General features: G+C 61.0%; 18 protein-coding genes. 10 read left to right on the top strand and 8 right to left on the bottom strand.

Annotated elements, in window-relative coordinates; translation table 11 throughout:
- Position 1: 1 nt before the first annotated feature.
- Entirely contained in the window at positions 2 to 1,273 is a 1,272-nt protein-coding gene (locus KGA98_RS00605; protein WP_223500123.1) for a glutamate-5-semialdehyde dehydrogenase, read from the bottom strand.
- Between the two features lie 189 nt (positions 1,274 to 1,462).
- Between KGA98_RS00605 and KGA98_RS00600 the strand changes: the two genes are divergently transcribed.
- Both KGA98_RS00600 and KGA98_RS00595 read left to right on the top strand, forming a co-directional pair.
- Entirely contained in the window at positions 1,463 to 2,161 is a 699-nt protein-coding gene (locus KGA98_RS00600; RefSeq protein ID WP_223500115.1) for a DNA-3-methyladenine glycosylase, read from the top strand.
- Between the two features lie 158 nt (positions 2,162 to 2,319).
- Positions 2,320 to 3,636, top strand: a complete 1,317-nt coding sequence (locus KGA98_RS00595; protein ID WP_223500105.1) for a bifunctional DedA family/phosphatase PAP2 family protein — start codon at positions 2,320 to 2,322, stop codon at positions 3,634 to 3,636.
- A gap of 6 nt (positions 3,637 to 3,642) precedes the next feature.
- On the opposite strand, the gene KGA98_RS00590 is transcribed toward KGA98_RS00595, so the two are convergent.
- The 3 genes from KGA98_RS00590 to KGA98_RS00580 are packed head-to-tail and all read right to left on the bottom strand — an operon-like array spanning position 3,643 to position 5,319.
- On the bottom strand, positions 3,643 to 4,233 hold the full coding sequence (locus KGA98_RS00590) for an LON peptidase substrate-binding domain-containing protein (RefSeq protein ID WP_218497955.1): 591 nt from the start codon (positions 4,231 to 4,233) through the stop codon (positions 3,643 to 3,645).
- A gap of 10 nt (positions 4,234 to 4,243) precedes the next feature.
- Positions 4,244 to 4,960 (bottom strand): LrgB family protein, encoded by a 717-nt coding sequence (locus KGA98_RS00585; RefSeq protein ID WP_057713153.1) that lies wholly within the window; start codon positions 4,958 to 4,960, stop codon positions 4,244 to 4,246.
- Positions 4,957 to 5,319: a CidA/LrgA family protein gene (locus KGA98_RS00580; protein ID WP_057713152.1), complete on the bottom strand. Its 363-nt coding sequence runs from the start codon at positions 5,317 to 5,319 to the stop codon at positions 4,957 to 4,959. Before KGA98_RS00580 ends, KGA98_RS00585 begins: the two co-directional genes overlap by 4 nt.
- A 193-nt stretch (positions 5,320 to 5,512) precedes the next feature.
- On the opposite strand from KGA98_RS00580, the gene KGA98_RS00575 reads away from it, so the two are divergent.
- From KGA98_RS00575 to KGA98_RS00565, 3 genes are all read left to right on the top strand, one after another.
- Complete coding sequence (locus tag KGA98_RS00575; RefSeq protein ID WP_057713151.1) at positions 5,513 to 5,968, top strand: MaoC family dehydratase; 456 nt, start codon at positions 5,513 to 5,515, stop codon at positions 5,966 to 5,968.
- Between the two features lie 115 nt (positions 5,969 to 6,083).
- Positions 6,084 to 7,802: a C13 family peptidase gene (locus tag KGA98_RS00570; protein WP_223500103.1), complete on the top strand. Its 1,719-nt coding sequence runs from the start codon at positions 6,084 to 6,086 to the stop codon at positions 7,800 to 7,802.
- 27 nt (positions 7,803 to 7,829) lie between these two features.
- On the top strand, positions 7,830 to 8,471 hold the full coding sequence (locus KGA98_RS00565; RefSeq protein WP_057713149.1) for an oxidoreductase: 642 nt from the start codon (positions 7,830 to 7,832) through the stop codon (positions 8,469 to 8,471).
- Between the two features lie 185 nt (positions 8,472 to 8,656).
- On the opposite strand, the gene KGA98_RS00560 is transcribed toward KGA98_RS00565, so the two are convergent.
- From KGA98_RS00560 to KGA98_RS00545, 4 genes are all read right to left on the bottom strand, one after another.
- Positions 8,657 to 8,941 carry a YceK/YidQ family lipoprotein gene (locus KGA98_RS00560; protein ID WP_090451603.1) on the bottom strand — a complete coding sequence of 95 codons (285 nt, stop codon included), beginning with the start codon at positions 8,939 to 8,941 and terminating at the stop codon, positions 8,657 to 8,659.
- Positions 8,934 to 9,566 (bottom strand): flavin prenyltransferase UbiX, encoded by a 633-nt coding sequence (gene ubiX, locus KGA98_RS00555; protein WP_057713147.1) that lies wholly within the window; start codon positions 9,564 to 9,566, stop codon positions 8,934 to 8,936. The genes KGA98_RS00560 and ubiX overlap by 8 nt, the downstream gene beginning before the upstream one ends.
- Positions 9,563 to 10,912 carry a UDP-N-acetylmuramate:L-alanyl-gamma-D-glutamyl-meso-diaminopimelate ligase gene (gene mpl, locus KGA98_RS00550; protein ID WP_090451605.1) on the bottom strand — a complete coding sequence of 450 codons (1,350 nt, stop codon included), beginning with the start codon at positions 10,910 to 10,912 and terminating at the stop codon, positions 9,563 to 9,565. Before mpl ends, ubiX begins: the two co-directional genes overlap by 4 nt.
- A gap of 157 nt (positions 10,913 to 11,069) precedes the next feature.
- Entirely contained in the window at positions 11,070 to 12,983 is a 1,914-nt protein-coding gene (locus tag KGA98_RS00545) for a sigma-54-dependent Fis family transcriptional regulator (RefSeq protein WP_223500094.1), read from the bottom strand.
- 299 nt (positions 12,984 to 13,282) lie between these two features.
- Between KGA98_RS00545 and KGA98_RS00540 the strand changes: the two genes are divergently transcribed.
- From KGA98_RS00540 to KGA98_RS00520, 5 genes are all read left to right on the top strand, one after another.
- Complete coding sequence (locus KGA98_RS00540; RefSeq protein WP_034148108.1) at positions 13,283 to 14,803, top strand: aldehyde dehydrogenase family protein; 1,521 nt, start codon at positions 13,283 to 13,285, stop codon at positions 14,801 to 14,803.
- A gap of 271 nt (positions 14,804 to 15,074) precedes the next feature.
- Complete coding sequence (gene eat / locus KGA98_RS00535) at positions 15,075 to 16,448, top strand: ethanolamine permease (RefSeq protein WP_057713144.1); 1,374 nt, start codon at positions 15,075 to 15,077, stop codon at positions 16,446 to 16,448.
- Positions 16,449 to 16,638: 190 nt separating this feature from the next.
- On the top strand, positions 16,639 to 18,033 hold the full coding sequence (locus KGA98_RS00530; RefSeq protein WP_223500092.1) for an ethanolamine ammonia-lyase subunit EutB: 1,395 nt from the start codon (positions 16,639 to 16,641) through the stop codon (positions 18,031 to 18,033).
- A gap of 8 nt (positions 18,034 to 18,041) precedes the next feature.
- Positions 18,042 to 18,866, top strand: coding sequence for an ethanolamine ammonia-lyase subunit EutC (eutC, locus tag KGA98_RS00525; protein ID WP_090451709.1), 825 nt, complete (start codon positions 18,042 to 18,044; stop codon positions 18,864 to 18,866).
- A gap of 114 nt (positions 18,867 to 18,980) precedes the next feature.
- Positions 18,981 to 19,442, top strand: coding sequence for a GNAT family N-acetyltransferase (locus KGA98_RS00520; RefSeq protein WP_007990572.1), 462 nt, complete (start codon positions 18,981 to 18,983; stop codon positions 19,440 to 19,442).
- Position 19,443: the final 1 nt, after the last annotated feature.

Raw genomic sequence — 19,443 nt, 5'->3', positions numbered from 1 at the left:
GTCAGACCGGCTCCTGTCCGCGCAACTGCCCGTCGCCGACCACGATGTACTTCTCGCAGGTCAGTCCCTCGAGGCCCACCGGGCCGCGGGCGTGCAGCTTATCAGTAGAAATGCCGATCTCGGCACCCAATCCGTATTCGAAGCCATCGGCGAAGCATGTCGGGGTATTGATCATCACCGACGAGGAGTCGACCTCAGCCACGAAACGCCGGGTGTCGCCCTGGTGTTCGCTGACAATCGAATCGGTGTGATGGGAACCGTAATGATTGATGTGCTCGATGGCCTGTCCCAGTCCGTCGACCACGCGGATCGACAAAATCGCCGCCAGGTACTCGGTGCTCCAGTCTTCTTCGGTAGCGGCCACGGCATCGATGATTGCCCGGGTACGCTCGCAGCCGCGCAGTTCGACGCCTTTTTCGCGGAACTGTGCCGCCATCGCCGGCAGGAACTCCCTGGCGACGGCTTGATCGACCAGCAGCGTTTCCATGGCACCGCAGATGCCATAACGGTAAGTCTTGGCATTGAACGCGATGCGCTGTGCCTTGGCCAGATCGGCGTGTTCACTCACGTAAACGTGGCAGATGCCGTCCAGGTGCTTGATCACCGGGACACGGGCATCACGGCTGACGCGTTCGATCAGGCCACGACCGCCGCGCGGCACGATGACATCAACGTATTCAGGCATGGTGATCAGCGCGCCGACGGCAGCGCGATCGGTGGTTTCGACCACTTGCACCACCGCGGCCGGCAGATCGGCCTCGGCCAGGCCACGCTGAATGCAGGCGGCGATGGCGCGATTGGAATGAATGGCCTCGGAACCGCCACGCAAGATGGTCGCGTTACCGGACTTCAGGCACAGACTGGCCGCATCGATGGTCACGTTCGGTCGCGACTCGTAGATGATTCCGATCACGCCCAGTGGCACGCGCATCTTGCCGACCTGAATACCGGACGGGCGGAAACTCATGTCACGGATAGCGCCGACCGGGTCCGGCAGGGCCGCCACCTGACGCAGGCCGACGATCATGCCGTCGATACGCGCCGGGGTCAGTGCCAGGCGCTCAAGCAGGGCTGGCTCAAGACCATTGGCGCGACCGGCAGCCAAATCCTGTTCATTGGCCGCCGTCAGCTCGGCGCGGGCAGCGTCCAGCGCGTTGGCGGCGGCCTGCAGGGCGCGGTTTTTCTGCGCGGTACTGGCACGGCCGATCACGCGGGAAGCTTCGCGGGCGGCGCGACCCAGGCGGGTCATGTAGTCAAGAACGGACTCAGTCATGGTCTGGCGTGGTCTTTGATTAGGTCTTGGTAAAGAGTAAAGCGACAGATTATAGCTGTCGCGCCCACCGACTAACAGCGGTGACGGGCGGATGGTCGAAATGGAGGGCAAATTGCCGATGTTCAGCCGGGATTAAGCTGCAAATTGTTATCATCACGACTCATTCAGCCCTGACAAATGCCGGTCATCATGTCCAATCTGACTGTTCGAGCGTCCGCCGCGAGCCTGCCCACGGGTCTCCCGGACGCGTTTTTCGACCGTGACGCGCAAATTCTGGCCCGGGATTTACTGGGCAAAGTCATTCGCCATCGAGTGGGCGACCTGTGGCTCAGCGCCCGAATTATCGAGACCGAGGCCTACTACTGCGCGGAAAAAGGCAGCCACGCATCCCTCGGCTATACAGAAAAGCGTAAGGCTTTGTTTCTGGATGGTGGCCACATCTATATGTATTACGCTCGGGGCGGCGACTCACTGAACTTCAGTGCTCAGGGGCCGGGAAACGCGGTACTGATCAAATCCGCCTACCCGTGGGTCGATCAATTGAGCGGGCCGGCCAGCCTGGCGCAGATGCTACTGAACAATCCCGATTCCCAGGGCCACCCTCGCCCGTCACAAAAACTCTGTGCCGGGCAAACCCTGCTCTGCAAGGCGCTGGGCCTGAAAGTGCCGGTATGGGACGCCAAACGCTTCGACCATGAAGTGCTGCTGGTAGAACACGTAGGGCAGACGCCCGCCCACATCATCCAGACCAGGCGTCTGGGCATTCCCCACGGGCGCGATGAACACCTGATGTACCGCTTCGTCGATGCGGCCTACGCGGCTTATTGCACGCGCAACCCGCTACGACGGGGACAGGTCGAAGGTCGTGATTATTTTGTGCTGTCCTGAGACTGATCCGGATTTTGAAACTGAAGGAATCCCCAGCAGGAGCGAGCCTGCTCGCGATGAGGTCAGCACAATCAACATCACTGTTGACTCAAAGTGCGCTATCGCGAGCAGGCTCGCGCCTACATGTAGAAAATTGAACATTTGATGGAGTGGTTTTTATGGGCCCATGGCTCGATAGCGTGACCGGATGGTTGGCGGCCAACCCGCAATGGCTGGCGGCAGCGGTATTCATCGTGGCCTTTGTGGAATGCCTGGCGATTGCCGGGCTGATCGTTCCCGGCACGGTGCTGCTGTTCGCCGTGGCGGTACTGGCAGGCAGTGGCGCGCTGACGCTCAGTGAGACGCTTTTGCTGGGTTTCGTCGCCGGGGTGCTGGGCGACGTCATTTCGTATTTTCTGGGACGGCACTTCCATCAGAACATCCGGCGCCTGCCGGGCTTGCGCCATCATCCGGAATGGATCGCCGGGGCCGAGTCATACTTCCAGCGCTACGGCATCGCCAGCCTGCTGGTTGGGCGCTTTATCGGCCCCTTGCGGCCAATGCTGCCGATGGTGGCCGGAATGTGCGACATGCCTTTCCCGCGCTTCTTCGCTGTCAGCCTGTTGGCCGGCGCGGGCTGGTCGGTGGTTTATCTGATGCCTGGCTGGGCCACGGGCGCGGCAATCCGCTTGCCGTTGCCCGAAGGCTTCTGGCTCCAGGCCGGGGTTGTTGCTGGCAGCATTGCGGTGATGGTCGGCTTGAGCGCAACCAGCAGCCTGCGCCGGCATCGCCGCGCGACGTTGTTCATTACCGGGATGAGTCTGCTGATTCTGACGGGGCTGTTTATCGGTTACTCGCACCTGTCCGCACTCGATCAAGGGGTGATGACGCTAGTGCAGGAACATCGCCAACCGATGCTGGATGAAGTGGCGGTGGTCTTCACGCTGATCGGCGAATTCCGCAACATGTTGCTGTTCAGTGCGCTGCTGACCGGTTTGCTGCTGCTGATGCGGCAATGGCGGCACGCGATTTTTGCGGGCAGCACGCTGCTCTTCACGGCACTGGCCAATACCGCGACCAAGTACTTTTTCGCCCGCGTGCGCCCCGAAGTGTTGAGCGATCCGCTCACCAGCTACAGCATGCCCAGCGGCCATGCTTCAGGGTCTTTCGCGCTGTTCCTGACCCTCGCCGTCCTGGCGGGACGCGGACAACCGCCCCGGATGCGCCTGACATGGATATTGGTGGGCTGCCTGCCCGCACTGGCGATTTCGCTTTCGCGGGTTTACCTCGGTGCGCATTGGCCGACGGATGTATTGGCCGGCGCAATGCTGGCGGCGTGCGTCTGCGCGGCGAGCCTGTGGCTGATCCAGCGCGATACATCGCTCAGCGCCTTGCCGCCCAAGGTTTGGTGGCTGGTGCTCCCAGCCTTGGTCGCATTGTTCGGATTCTTCGTGCTGAGGCATTTACCGCATACGATGTTACGGTACGCGTACTGACAGCAGTCAGGCAAACAGTTCGCCCTGCAACTCATCCAGCAGCGCCTGAATCGCATCCAGTCGCTGCTGCGGATCATCGAGTTGCAGCAAGTCGATTTTGTCCAGCTCGGCGAAAGGCAACAGGTACGCCAACTGATTGGCCAGCGACTGCTGGCCGGTCGCTTCGGTGCCCATGTTCAAGGCTTCAACCATCGGGTGCTCCGCCAGGGCCTTGAGCAATGCAACCAGATCGGCGTCCTCATCCTGCAGTGGCTGCTCGGGTTCGTCTTCCAGCCACTCGACCTCGGCGACGATCAACTGATCGCGCTGGACTTCCGTTCGTAATACATGGAAACGCCGTCCGCCCTGAACCCGAATCCCCAGCAGGCCGTTGTCCTGTTGTTTGAAATCGGTGATCAGCGCTTCGCAGCCCACCAGTGCATAGCCGGCCGGGGCGATCCCGACTTCTTCGCCATCGAGGATGCACACCACGCCGAAACCGCCGCCCTGCTTCATGCAGCGGCCGATCATGTCCAGATAGCGCGCCTCGAAGATCTGCAAGTCGAGGATGCAGCCTGGAAACAGCACTGTATTGAGCGGAAAAAGCGGCAGACTCATAGACATTTCCTTACACCACCATCGACACCGCCAACGGCAGGAGCACCGCCGTGGCCACACCCATCAGGCTCATCGCCAGCGCCGCGAAGGCGCCGCACTCTTCACTTTCCTGCATCGCCACTGCCGTGCCGACCGCGTGGGCCGTCATGCCCAGTGCCATACCCCTGGCTTCCGGGCTATGCACGCCCAGCCGGGTCAACAACGCCGGGCCGAAAATCGCGCCGATCACACCCGTAATCAAGACGAACACCGCTGCCAGCGCCGCGACACCACCGATCTGCTCGGCCACCAACATAGCGATAGGCGAAGTCACCGATTTCGGCGCCATGGTCATCAGGATCATGTGCTCGGCACCGAACGACCAGCCCAGCAACACGCCCATCCCCGTGGCCACCACCCCGCCTATCACCAGCGTAGTAAATATCGGCCAGAACAACTGCCGAATCCGTCGCAGGTTGAGATAAAGCGGCACCGCCAGCGCGACAGTGGCCGGGCCAAGCAGGATGCTGAGAATCTCGGTGCTCTTGCGGTACTCGGCATAGGTCAGGCCGCAGCCCACCAGCACGCCGATCACCAACAACATGGAGACCAACACCGGCTGCAAAAAAATCCAGCGGGTTTTCTCGAATGCCGCCAGGACGAGTTGATAGGCGCCAAGAGTAATGCCGATACCAAACAGGGGATGATGAATCACCGACGTCCAGGCGCCGTGCCAGTCGAAGATCATTGGCTGTCCTCGGAGTGAGCGTGCCCCTTGACCATACGATGCATCAGCACCCCGGCGAAGGCCATGGAAAGCAGCAGCGACAATACCAGCGCACCGACAATGGCCCAGAAATCCGCCGCGATGTCAGCGGCGTAGACCATCACGCCCACAGCCGGCGGCACCAGCAACAGCGGCAGGTAACGCAACAGGCTACTGGCCGCCAGGTTCAGCGGCTCGCCAACCTGCCCGCGACAGATGAGGTACACCAGCAACAGCAGCAACCCCACAATCGGCCCCGGCAGCACCGGCAAGAACAAATGATTGAGCGCAGTGCCGAGCAATTGGAACAGCACCAGCCACGTCAGGCCCCGTAACAACATCAAAGTTCTCCCGCAAAATCCGTCACCCGCATTGGCCGGGCATTATAGGCATGCTCGCGCTATAGACCGGCATTCGCCAAAAGCATTGTCAGTTGACCGCTGCGTTTGGCCATGTTGATCTAAAGTAGTAAGCCGGGAGGTCAGATCCCCGCAAGCCAAAACTATAAAACCGATGAACCCAAGGAGAGTCTCAATGCCCTATGTTCCAGTTGCGGAGCTCAAAGATTATGTCGGCAAGGAACTTGGACGTTCCGAATGGCTCACTATCGATCAGGACCGCATCAACCTGTTCGCCGAAGCCACAGGGGATTTTCAATTCATCCACGTCGACCCGGTCAAGGCTGCGCAAACGCCATTTGGCGGCACCATCGCTCACGGCTTCCTGTCGTTGTCGCTGATCCCGAAACTGATGGAAGACATCCTCGTCATGCCCGAAGGCTTGAAGATGGTGGTCAACTACGGACTCGACAGCGTGCGTTTCATCCAGCCGGTCAAGGTCAATTCGAAAGTGCGCCTGAAAGTCGACCTGACCGAAGTCATCGAGAAGAAACCCGGCCAATGGCTGCTCAAGGCCACCACCACCCTGGAAATCGAAGGTTCGGACAAACCGGCGTACATCGCCGAGCCCCTGTCTCTGTGCTTCGTATAAACCTTGCCGGATGCGAAGCAGCTCATGCTGTTTCGCGCCCTCACGCGGTACCTCACCCTATATTAAGGACACATAGCTGCGGCATACTCCCTCGCCTAATTGCCCGGAATCCGCTATGCGCCCACTTGCACTCCTTGCCTTGACCTTGATGCTCACCGCTTGCGGCGACGGCGAATCGCCATTTCCTCCTGACGCCCGCCTGCCGGACGGCGGACGTTATCGCGGTGACCTGGTCAATGGCTTGCTGCAAGGCAAGGGGCGTATCGACTACCCGAACGGCAGCTGGTACGCCGGCGAATTCGACAAGGGCCAGTGGCAAGGCCAGGGCGAATGGCATGGCAGCAATGGCGAAGTCTATCGCGGTCAGTTCAATCAGGGACTGTTCGACGGCCAGGGGGCATTGACCACCAACGCTAGCAGCTACAGCGGCGGCTTCAAGGCCGGCCGGCGCAACGGCGAAGGTACCCTCAAAGAAAACGGCATGAGCTATCGCGGAGAGTTCAAGGCCGATCAATACGCCGGCCTGGGTCGCCTCGAACTCGAAGACGGCAGCTCCTATCAGGGCCAGTTCGCCCACGGCAAACCCAATGGCGAAGGCCAGCGCGGCGACGGCAACGGCAATCAGTTCACCGGGCACTTCGTCGACGGCCAGCTGGAAGGCAACGGGACTTTCAACAGCGCCGACGGCGACATCTATGTTGGCAGCTTCAAGAACAATCAACTGCACGGCAAGGGCCGCTACGAAAACGCCGACGGCGATGTCTGGCTGGGACAGTTCAAGGAAGGCTCGCTGAACGGCAAGGGCGAGTTGATCGGCACTGACGGCAGCCACTACATCGGCCAGTTCAATGACTGGCGTTTTTCCGGCCAGGGCCGCCTGAACCTGTCCGACGGCAGCTTTTACACCGGCCAGTTCGACAACGACAGTTACCAAGGGCGCGGCACATTGGTGTTGACCGATGGCACCGTGCTCAGCGGCACCTGGATCAACGGCCAGCGCGTACGCGACACCGAGGGCAAATTATTGCCCGACACCCTGGAGCTCGGCCTGCTGGCCCAGGGCCGCCTGCTCGACGCAGCGCTGGCCAACGTTCCACACTCGACGCCGGCGGTGGAGCTGTATTCGTTGACCCTGGGGGGTGATGGCAAGCAAAGCGTGTTTCTGCGCGAATCCGACTACGTCGCCAACATGCTCACCACCCGTTTTGGCACCCTTGGCCAGATCCGCCTGGTGAACCATCGTGACCACCTCGCCGACCGCCCGATGGCTACCCGGGAAAACCTGCGCCGGGCTGCCCTGACGCTGGCCGAACGCAGCGGTCCGGAAGACCTGGTTTTCATCTACCTGAGCAGCCACGGCACCAGCGAACACGAACTGGTGCTTGACCAGCCACGCATGGAATTGGCCGATCTGCCAGCCGACGAATTGGCCGCTGTTCTCGCCCCCCTGAAAAATCGCGACAAGATCATCGTGATTTCGTCCTGCTACTCCGGCGGTTTCATTCCCGCCCTCAAGGATGAGCGGACCCTGATCATGACGGCCTCGCGGGCCGACCGAGTGTCCTTCGGTTGTTCGGAGGAAGCCAACTTCACTTATTTCGGAGATGCCCTGTTCGCCCAGGCCCTGAACCAGACCGATGACCTGGAGCAAGCCTTCAAACTGGCCAAGGCCACTGTCGCCGAACGTGAGCTGGCGGACGGTTTCGAAGCGTCCGAACCACAGATCTGGGCACCGAAAACCGTCCTCTCGCATTGGCAACTCCTGCGCAAACAGCAGGCACGAAAAGCGCTGCAAAGTGCGTCCATCGAAAGCAAGGATGCAAACAGCAACTAAGCTGAATAGTATCAAGGGAGAAACACTATGTACTTGACGCCTCAGCACGTATTGCTTGCCGGAGCCACCGGCCTGACCGGTGAACATCTGCTTGATCGCCTGCTTAACGAGCCGACGATTACACGGGTATTGGCCCCCTCACGCAGGCCATTGGCCGAGCACCCGCACCTTGAAAACCCCGTCGGCGACCCGGCAGAGTTTCTGCCGCAGTTGAACGGCCGTGTCGACATCGCCTACTGCTGCCTGGGCACCACCATCAAACAGGCAGGCTCGGAACAGGCGTTCCGCGCGGTGGACCTGGACATGGTCGTGGCCTTTGCCAAACGCGCACGGGAGATGGGCGCACGGCACCTGATCGTGATCAGTGCTCTGGGAGCCGATCGCAGATCCTCGATTCTCTACAACCGGGTCAAAGGCGAGATGGAGTACGCACTGCGTGCGCAGGACTGGCCGCAGCTGACCATCTGCCGCCCTTCGCTGTTGCTGGGTGATCGCACCGAGCCGCGACTGGGCGAGAAAGTCGCCGGCCCGTTATCTCGGCTGATCCCTGGTAAATACCATGGTATCGAGGCCTGCCAACTGGCTCGCGCGATGTGGCGCCTGGCGCTGGAAGAGCAGGACGGGATCAGGATTGTCGAGTCGGATGAGCTGAGGAAGTTGGGCAAGTAAACCGCGAACCTGTGGCGAGGGGGCTTGTCGAAACACCGCACCGCCCCGTTCGGCTGCGTAGCAGTCGTAAATATGGAACTCGCGATGTATCAGAAAAATTGAGATGGCCGGTTTTGGGGCTGCTTCGCAGCCCAACGGGGCGGTGCGGCGTTCCGACAAGCCCCCTCGCCACAAAAGCGCTATACCTACAATCCACCCGTCGCCTGAAAACTCACCCCTATCACCGTCAGCAACGACAGCGGCAACAGCAGCGTGTCGAGCAACGCACTGGCCGGCAGATCAACACCCGGATAGCTCGGTGCTTCGGCGCCGAATCGGTCCATCGCACAGCACCCACCGTTCATTGCGTACAAATCCAGACGAGTCCCGGCGTACACCACCGGCGCCCCCGGCTTGGCCGCATCGAGGGTGCGCGCCGTGGCGCACCCGGCCAATTGCAGCGCCAGCACCATCACCAGTAGCTTATTCATCGCTGGTCAGATGATGCTCGCCCCAGCGCGGCAACATGTCCTGAGGAATATTGAGCACGTTAAGGATCCGCGCCACGACAAAGTCGATCAGGTCATCGATGGTTTGCGGTTGATGATAGAAGCCCGGCGATGCCGGCAGAATCGTCACGCCCATGTTCGACAATTTGAGCATGTTCTCCAGATGGATGCTCGAATACGGCGCTTCACGGGGTACCAGGATCAACTGCCGACGTTCTTTAAGCGTCACGTCGGCGGCACGCTCGATCAGGTTGTTGCAGGCACCGGTGGCAATAGCCGACAGAGTGCCGGTGGAACACGGCACCACCACCATCGCCGCCGGCGAACCGGAGCCAGAAGCCACCGGCGACATCCAGTCTTCCTTGCCATACACGCGAATCTGCCCGGCGGCAGCCCCCGTGTATTCGGTGAGGAACGCCTGCATCATCTGCGGCTTGGCCGGCAGCGTGACGTCGGTTTCGGTGGCCATCACCAATTGCGCCGCCTTGGAAATCAGGAAGTGCACTTCACGATCTTCCCGCACCAGGCAGTCGAGCAGGCGCAAACCGTACTGAGCACCGGAAGCGCCGGTCATCGCCAGGGTGATGCGGTCCGGGCCGTTGTTCATTTTAGCGCCTCGGCGAGTTTGCCGTGCAGGCCACCGAAGCCGCCGTTGCTCATGATCACCACGTGAGTGCCTGGTTGCGCCTGACTCTTCACGCGTTCGATGATGCCTTCCAGGGAGTCGCTGACAATCGACGGCACGGTGCACAGCGCCGCCGTGGCCGCCAGGTCCCAGCCGAGGTTGGCCGGGGCGTACCAGATCACCTGATCGGCATCGACCACGCTTTCCGGCAATCCGTCGCGGTGCGCGCCAAGCTTCATGGAGTTGGATCGCGGCTCGATGATCGCGATCAACGGCGCATCGCCGATGCGTTTGCGCAGGCCATCCAGTGTGGTGGCAATGGCGGTCGGGTGGTGAGCGAAGTCGTCATAAATGGTGACGCCACCCACTTCCGCGACTTTTTCCATCCGGCGCTTCACGCTTTTGAAGGCGCTCAACGCGGCGATGCCCATGGACGGCACGACGCCGACGTGGCGCGCCGCGGCCAGGGTAGCCAGTGCGTTGGCGACGTTGTGCTGACCGGTCATGTCCCACTCGACCACGCCTTGGGAAACACCTTCAAACATCACTTCGAAGGCCGAGCCATCTTCGCTGAGCAACTTGACCTGCCACTGGCCGCCGGCACCCGTGGTCTGCACCGGAGTCCAGCAGCCCATCTCGATGACACGCTGCAGCGCCGGCTCGGTGGTCGGATGAATCACCAGGCCTTCGCTCGGAATGGTCCGCACCAAGTGATGGAACTGCCGCTCGATGGCCGGCAGGTCCGGGAAAATATCCGCGTGATCGAATTCGAGATTGTTCAGGATTGCCGTGCGCGGGCGGTAGTGCACGAACTTGGAGCGCTTGTCGAAAAAGGCGCTGTCGTATTCGTCGGCTTCGATGACGAAGAACGGCGTGCCACCCAGGCGCGCCGACACCGAGAAATTCTGCGGCACGCCACCGATCAGGAAGCCCGGACTCATGCCCGCGTGTTCCAGCACCCAGGCCAACATGCTACTGGTGGTGGTCTTGCCGTGCGTACCGGCAACCGCCAGTACCCAGCGACCTTGCAGCACGTGATCGGCCAGCCATTGTGGGCCGGAGACGTAGGGCAGGCCTTTGTTCAGCACGTACTCCACAGCCGGGTTGCCCCGGGACATGGCGTTGCCGATCACCACCAGATCAGGGGCCGGATCGAGTTGCGCCGGGTCGTAGCCTTGGGTCAATTCAATGCCCTGGGCTTCCAGCTGAGTGCTCATCGGCGGATAGACGTTGGCATCGGAGCCCGTCACGTGATGGCCCAGCTCTTTGGCCAGAACCGCCATTGACCCCATGAAAGTGCCGCAGATACCAAGAATATGAATGTGCATAGTCGACCTCGTAAAACTTGGTCGCAGGTTAGCTTAGGGAGGGGAAAATCGCACCTGATGTTTCAGAGTTGAGGGCGCCTTCGCGAGCAAGCCCTCTCCCACAGGGACCGCGTGTATCCTGTGGGAGCGGGCTTGCTCGCGAATGGTGCGACGCGGTTTACCGGGCGATACCGTGCTTGCGCAGCTTGCGATAAAGGGTATTGCGACTGACCCCCAACTGCTCCGCTGTATGCGTCATATGCCAGCGCGTCTGCTCCAGCGCCGTGAGTAGCGCCAGCCGCTCGGCATCTTCCAGCGGATGCTCCGAAGTTTCTTCAATCGTCGACACTACCGGCTGCGCCTGGCGAATCATCGCCGGCAAATCCTCCAGGCCAATCCGCCCGTCCTCACACAGTGCTGCCAACGTACGCAGCACATTTCGCAACTGCCGCACGTTACCCGGCCAGGCGAACCCCAATAAGGCCTCCCGCGCCGGCCCGTCGATCAATACGGTTTCTCCGCCCGCCTCCTCGGCCAGCAAAAAGTCGAGCAACCGGGATTTGTCGCTACGATCACGCAAGGCCGGCAACGCGACTTCCAGCCCGTTGAGCCGGTAATACAAATCCTCACGGAAGCTGCCGTCCTGCACACGATCCAGCAACTTACGGTGAGTGGCACTGATGATCCGCACATTCACCGATTCCGGCTCGCCGCCGATCGGCACCACTTGTCGGTCTTCGAGCACCCTCAGCAAACGCGTCTGCAAGGCCAGTGGCATGTCACCGATTTCATCGAGGAACAAGGTCCCGCCATCGGCCTGTTGCAACTTGCCGCGCATACCCTCCTTGCGTGCACCGGTAAAGCTGCCGCCGCGATATCCGAACAGCTCGCTTTCGATCAGGCTTTCGGGAATGGCTGCGCAATTGAGGGCAACGAAGGCCTTTTCCGCCCGCTGGCTGGCGTGGTGCACCGCTTTGGCAAAGGCCTCCTTGCCGGACCCGGTTTCGCCGTTGATCAGCAGCGGTACGTCGCGCTCGTAAACGCGCAAGGCTTTGCGGAAGTCCGCCTGCAACGTCGCGTCATCCAGGCAAATGCCCGACAGGCGCGGTGCTTGTGCGACCTTGGCCGCTGGCACCAACGGAGTTGGCAGCGGCCGCCGTGCCTCACCGCGCAATACCGCAAACAGCTTGCGTCCATCACGGGTGCGCAACGGCCAACTGGCGGCGGCACTGGTGCTCGCGCGACCGAGCAACTCATCGAGCGAGCAATCGAAAAATGCCTCCACCGGCTTACCCAGCAAGCCGCCGCGAATATGTCCCAGCAGGTTCAGCGCACTCTGGTTGACCGCGCAAATGCGCCCTTCCCCGTCGAACGCCAGCAGCCCTTCGCTGAACAAACCGACGGACTCGGCTTGCAAGTGAAAACGCAACAACCATTGGTTGTCGAAGCAGCGCAGGAAGTAGCAGCTCTCGATCATCTTCGCCGACAGATTGACGAGTGCCATGGTGTGGAACTGGCTTTGCCGCGACACATCGCGCCGCGCCGACGACACGTCGAGCACCGCCAGCAATTCGCCATGGGGATCGAAGACCGGGCTCGCCGAGCAGGTCAGGCCGGTGTGGCGGCCGCGAAAGTGTTCGTCCTGATGGATGGTCAGCGACTGACGCTCCACCAGACAGGTGCCGATGCCGTTAGTGCCTTCGCAGGCCTCGCTCCAGTCGGCCCCGAGCCAAAGGCCGGCGCGCTCGAAGATCTGGCGTTCGGCGGGCGCGGTGACGCAGTTGAGGATCACGCCGCGGGCGTCGGTCAGCAGCACTGCATGACCGGCGCCGGAGAGCTGTTGATGCAGGCTGGTCATTTCATTGCCGGCGATGTGCAGCACTTGCTGCAAGCGCTCGCGGCTTTCCAGGACACGGCCATGTTCCAGCACCGTCGGCGCGATGCTCAGGGCCGGATCTAGGTGATAGTCCTCAAGGCAGCGCAGCCAGGAACGGGCGATGGACGGATCGCTACCCGGACCGTGCAGGTGGGTCTTGCCCTGGGTCACCGTCAATACTTGCTGGGCATGGCGACTCAAATGGTTGTCGTGCATTTCTTATTATTCTCCCCGGGGCTCGGCGACCCGTGCATGAGGTGATGCCGAGCATCCTCCAGCCCGGCCCGCATTGCAATGCCTGCAAGACCGGTTGGTCACAAGCTGTGCCACAAAGGGTACAAAGTGTCACCCAGGCTGTACCGAAAGCGTCACAGGCGCTACCCGCCCGTCCGACAAAAACCTCGCAAGGCCTTGATTTACCTGACATGCAAGGCACTGGCCCGCCCCTTGCTCTACGCTTAAAGCAAGCGCACATGCGCGACTCCCTATAAGCACAAAAGCAAGGAGAGACCACCATGCGTTACGCTCACCCCGGTACTGAAGGCGCTATCGTTTCGTTCAAAGCCAAATACGGTAACTACATCGGCGGCGAGTTCGTCGCGCCTGTCAAAGGTCAGTACTTCACCAATACCTCGCCAGTGAATGGCCAACCGATTGCCGAATTCCCCCGCTCCACGGCCGAAGACATCGACAAGGCCCTGGACGCTGCCCACGCGGCGGCCGATGCCTGGGGCGCCACGTCCGCCCAGGCACGTTCGCTGGTGCTGCTGAAAATCGCCGACCGCATCGAACAGAACCTCGAACTGCTGGCGATCACCGAATCCTGGGACAACGGCAAAGCCGTTCGCGAAACCCTCAACGCAGACATCCCTCTGGCCGCCGACCACTTCCGCTACTTCGCCGGTTGCATCCGCGCCCAGGAAGGCAGCGCCGCCGAAATCGACGGCAACACCGTGGCCTATCACATCCATGAACCGCTGGGCGTGGTCGGGCAGATCATTCCGTGGAACTTCCCGATCCTGATGGCCGCCTGGAAACTCGCCCCGGCGCTGGCTGCCGGCAACTGCGTGGTGCTCAAACCCGCCGAGCAAACCCCGCTGGGCATCACCGTGCTGGTCGAACTGATCGGCGACCTGCTGCCGCCGGGCGTGCTGAACATCGTGCAAGGCTTCGGCAAAGAAGCTGGCGAAGCCCTGGCCACCAGCAAACGCATCGCCAAGATTGCCTTCACCGGCTCGACCCCGGTCGGTTCGCACATCATGAAATGCGCGGCCGAAAACATCATTCCGTCCACCGTGGAGCTGGGTGGCAAGTCGCCGAACATCTTCTTCGAAGACATCATGAAAGCCGAACCATCCTTCATCGAGAAAGCCGCTGAAGGCCTGGTGTTGGCGTTCTTCAACCAGGGCGAAGTCTGCACCTGCCCTTCCCGGGCGCTGGTGCAAGAGTCGATCTACGACGAGTTCATGGCCGTCGTGATGAAAAAAGTCCTGCAAATCAAACGTGGCGACCCGCTGGACACCGACACCATGGTCGGCGCCCAGGCGTCCGAACAGCAATTCGACAAAATCCTTTCGTACCTGGAAATCGCCAAGGGCGAAGGCGCCGAGCTGCTGACCGGCGGCAAGGTGGAAAAACTCGAGGGCAACCTGGCGAGCGGGTATTACATCCAGCCGACGCTGCTCAAGGGCACCAACAAAATGCGCGTGTTCCAGGAAGAAATCTTCGGTCCGGTGGTGAGCATCACCACCTTCAAGGACGAAGCCGAAGCCCTGGCCATCGCCAACGACACCGAGTTCGGCCTGGGCGCCGGCCTCTGGACCCGCGACATCAACCGCGCCTACCGCATGGGCCGCGCCATCAAGGCCGGTCGGGTGTGGACCAACTGCTACCACCTGTACCCGGCGCACGCCGCGTTCGGCGGGTACAAGAAGTCCGGCGTCGGTCGTGAAACCCACAAGATGATGCTCGACCACTATCAGCAGACCAAAAACCTGCTGGTGAGCTACGACATCAATCCGCTGGGCTTCTTCTAAAACCGGGGGCGACACAGGTAACTCTGTGTCGCCCTTTCTACCGCCTTCGCGAGCAAGCCCGCTCCCACAGGTTTTTGTGGTGAATCCAGCTGTTGAGACCTGACACAGAACCCTGTGGGAGCGAGCTTGCTCGCGATAGCGACTTAAATGACACAACACAAAAGGCTGGCCGCTCTGGCACGGGCCTTGCGTACCCGTCATTCAGGAATTGCACCCAACCCGTCGCACCCGAAAGTCCAAAAGATCGAACAATAAAAATTAGAGAGGACTTATGACTATTTCTTCCACACAGCTCAAACCCACACTCGGCACCCTGCATTTATGGGGCATTGCCGTCGGCCTGGTGATTTCCGGCGAGTACTTCGGCTGGAGTTACGGCTGGGGCACCGCAGGCACACTGGGTTTTCTCGTCACCGCGTTGATGGTGGCGACGATGTACACCTGCTTCATCTTCAGTTTTACCGAACTGACGACGGCGATTCCCCACGCTGGCGGGCCGTTTGCCTACAGCCGCCGGGCCTTTGGTGAGAAAGGCGGGTTGATCGCCGGCATCGCCACCCTGATCGAATTCGTCTTTGCGCCACCGGCCATCGCCATGGCCATCGGTGCCTACCTCAACGTGCAATACCCGGAACTGGACCCGAAGATCGCCGCCGTTGGCGCCTATTTCGTGTTCATGGGCCTGAATATCCTAGGTGTCAGCATCGCGGCCACCTTCGAGTTGGTGGTCACCGTGCTGGCAGTCGCTGAGTTGCTGGTATTCATGGGCGTGGTCGCCCCGGGCTTCAGCTTCAGCAACTTCGTGCTCAATGGCTGGTCGGGTTCGAACGAGTTCACGATGGGCTCGATTCCCGGGATTTTTGCGGCGATCCCCTTTGCGATCTGGTTTTTCCTCGCCATCGAAGGCGCGGCCATGGCCGCCGAGGAAGCCAAGGACCCGAAACGCACGATCCCCAGAGCCTATGTCAGCGGCATTCTGACCCTGGTGTTCCTGGCCATCGGCGTGATGGTGATGGCCGGCGGCGTCGGCGACTGGCGTCAACTGTCGAACATCAACGATCCGCTGCCCCAGGCGATGAAAGCCGTGGTCGGCGATAATTCGACCTGGATGCACATGCTGGTATGGATCGGTCTGTTCGGTCTGGTGGCAAGTTTCCACGGGATCATTCTTGGCTATTCCCGGCAGTTCTTCGCCCTGGCTCGCGCCGGTTACTTGCCCAAGGGGCTGGCCAAACTCTCGCGCTTCCAGACGCCGCATCGGGCGATTCTGGCCGGCGGCGTGATCGGCATCGCGGCGATCTACAGCGACGGTCTGGTCAACCTGCAAGGCATGAGCCTGACGGCTGCGATGATCACCATGTCGGTATTCGGCGCCATCGTGATGTACATCATCAGTATGCTGAGCCTGTTCAAGCTGCGTAAGACCGAACCGAACCTGGAGCGCACCTTCCGCGCGCCGGGCTATCCGATCGTGCCGGGGATCGCGCTGTTCCTGGCGGTGGTGTGCCTGGTGGCGATGGCCTGGTTCAACACCTTGATCGGCCTGGTCTTCCTCGGCTTCATGGTTGCCGGGTACCTGTACTTCCAGTTGACTGCCAAGCAACGTTCCGAGGCACCGGCAGACGCTATGCTCGAAGGTATCTGAATGCACCGGCACCGTGCTCACTGCCCGGTGCCGGCCATATTGAAGTGCACGCAGTTCCCATGTGGGAGCGGGCTTGCTCGCGAAGGCAGCGTGTCAGTCGACATTTATTTTGAATGACACACCGCATTCGCGAGCAAGCCCGCTCCCACAGGAAAAGCAGATCGCAGTAATTATTGGAGGACTCCGCCCCATGGCCGCATTCGCCCATTCCGTCGGCGCCCAGACCTATCGCTTCGACAGCCTCAAGGATGTGATGGCCAAGGCCAGCCCAGCGCGCTCCGGGGATTTTCTGGCCGGCGTCGCGGCCCTCAATGACGGCGAGCGCGTCGCGGCACAGATGACTTTGGCCGATATTCCGCTATCCCACTTCCTGCAAGAAGTGTTGATTCCCTATGAGTCCGATGAAGTCACCCGCCTGATCATCGACACCCACGACAAACAAGCCTTCTCGGTCGTCAGCCACCTTACCGTCGGCGGCTTTCGCGATTGGCTGCTCAGCGATGCCGCCGACGAGCAGGTTCTGCGCGCCCTCGCCCCCGGCCTGACCCCGGAAATGGTTGCCGCCGTATCGAAGATCATGCGCGTGCAGGATCTGGTGCTGGTGGCGCAGAAAATCCGTGTGGTCACGAAATTCCGCGGCACCCTCGGCCTGCGCGGGCGACTGTCCACGCGCCTGCAACCGAACCACCCCACCGACGAACCGGCCGGTATCGCCGCAAGCATTCTCGACGGCCTGCTGCACGGCAACGGCGATGCCATGATCGGCATCAACCCGGCCACCGACAGCATCGCCTCGATTTGCGCCATGCTGGAAATGCTCGACGCGATCATCCAGCGCTACGAAATCCCGACCCAGGCGTGCGTGCTGACCCATGTCACCACGTCGATCGAAGCGATCAATCGCGGCGTCCCATTGGACCTGGTGTTCCAGTCGATCGCCGGCACCGAAGCGGCCAACGCCAGTTTCGGCATCAACCTCAATATATTGCAGGAAGGTTACGACGCAGGTTTGAGCCTCAATCGCGGCACGCTGGGCCAGAACCTGATGTACTTCGAAACCGGCCAGGGCAGTGCCCTGTCGGCCAACGCCCATCACGGCGTCGATCAGCAAACCTGCGAAACCCGGGCCTACGCCGTGGCGCGGCATTTCAAACCGTTTCTGGTGAACACCGTCGTCGGCTTCATCGGCCCGGAATACCTGTACAACGGCAAACAGATCATCCGCGCCGGCCTCGAAGACCACTTCTGCGGCAAATTGCTCGGCGTGCCCATGGGTTGCGACATCTGCTACACCAACCACGCCGAAGCCGACCAGGACGACATGGACACCCTGCTGACCCTGCTGGGCGTCGCCGGGATCAACTTCATCATGGGCATCCCCGGCTCCGACGACATCATGCTCAACTACCAGACCACTTCGTTCCACGATGCGCTCTACGCCCGGCAAACCCTGGGATTGAAGCCCGCACCGGAATTCGAACAGTGGCTGGCGAGAATGGGCATCTTCACTCAAGCCGATGGCAGGGTTCTCTTCGGCGACAGCCTGCCGCCAGCCTTCCGGCAGGCCTTGGCGCAACTGGGATGAGCATTGACATGGATAAATTACCCTTCGATCCACACAACCCTTGGCTGGAGCTACGACGCCTGACGCCGGCGCGAATTGCCCTGGGCCGCACCGGCACCAGCATTCCCACCCGCGCACAACTGGACTTCCAATACGCCCACGCTCAGGCGCGGGATGCGGTGCACTTGCCGTTTGACCATGCCTCCCTCAGCGCGCAATTGGCCGAACGTGATCGCGAGTGCCTTTTGCTGCACAGTGCGGCGACGGATCGCAACACGTACCTGCAACGCCCCGACCTGGGGCGAAAACTCAGTGATGCCTCGGCGCAGGCCCTGCGTGATTACGCGGTGGCTCATCCGGGAGGCGTGGACCTGGTGATCGTGGTCGCCGACGGCCTGTCGGCATTGGCCGTTCATCGCCATACCCTGCCGTTTCTGGCGCGCTTCGAAGAGCAAATGACCGGCGACGGCTGGACAGTTGCGCCAGTCGTACTCGTAGAACAGGGCCGGGTGGCCGTCGCCGATGAGATCGGTGAGTTGCTTGGCGCAAAAATGACCGTGATCCTCATCGGCGAGCGCCCTGGCCTCAGCTCCCCGGACAGCCTGGGATTATATTTCACCTACAATCCCAAGGTCGGCCTTACCGATGCCTACCGTAATTGCATCTCCAATGTCCGGCTCGAAGGCCTGAGCTACGGCATGGCGGCACACCGTTTGCTGTATTTGATGCGCGAAGCCTGCCGGCGGCAGTTATCAGGGGTCAATCTGAAGGACGAAGCGCAGGTTCAGACACTGGACTCGGACACGGGAGGCGACATGAAAGGAAATTTCCTGCTCGGACCGCCGAATGCCTGAACCGCTTGCGCATTGCACATTCGTACCAGTTTCAGGCAGGATCGTTGCGCGGCCGCCAAGGGTTTCCCATCGCCGTCAGAGACGTAAGACAGCCACTTGAAGACGAGACCTACCATGCGGATTATTCAAGCGACCCTCGAACACCTGGACCTGCTGACCCCCTTGTTCGTCAAATATCGCGAGTTTTATGGTTCCCTGCCGTATCCGGACTCGTCCCGGGCGTTCCTCGAGAAACGCCTGCGTCGCAAGGAGTCGGTGATCTACCTGGCGCTGTCCGATGATGACAGCAACAAACTGATGGGTTTCTGCCAGCTGTACCCGAGCTTCTCCTCGCTTTCGCTCAAACGTGTGTGGATCCTCAACGATATTTATGTCGCCGAAGACGCCCGCCGCCAGTTGGTGGCCGACAACCTGATCCGCACCGCAAAAAAAATGGCCAAGGAAACCAATGCCGTGCGCATGCGTGTTTCCACCAGCAGCAACAACGAAGTCGCGCAGAAAACCTACGAGTCCATCGGATTCAAGGAAGACACCGAATTCAAGAACTACGTGCTGCCGATCAGCGACGAACTCTGAA

It is taken from the genome of Pseudomonas sp. BF-R-24 (genome assembly GCF_019947335.1).
In the GTDB taxonomy this organism is placed as follows: domain Bacteria; phylum Pseudomonadota; class Gammaproteobacteria; order Pseudomonadales; family Pseudomonadaceae; genus Aquipseudomonas; species Aquipseudomonas jessenii.
The sequence above is the reverse complement of the archived record's forward strand: the minus strand, read 5'-3'. Positions and strand labels throughout refer to the sequence as shown.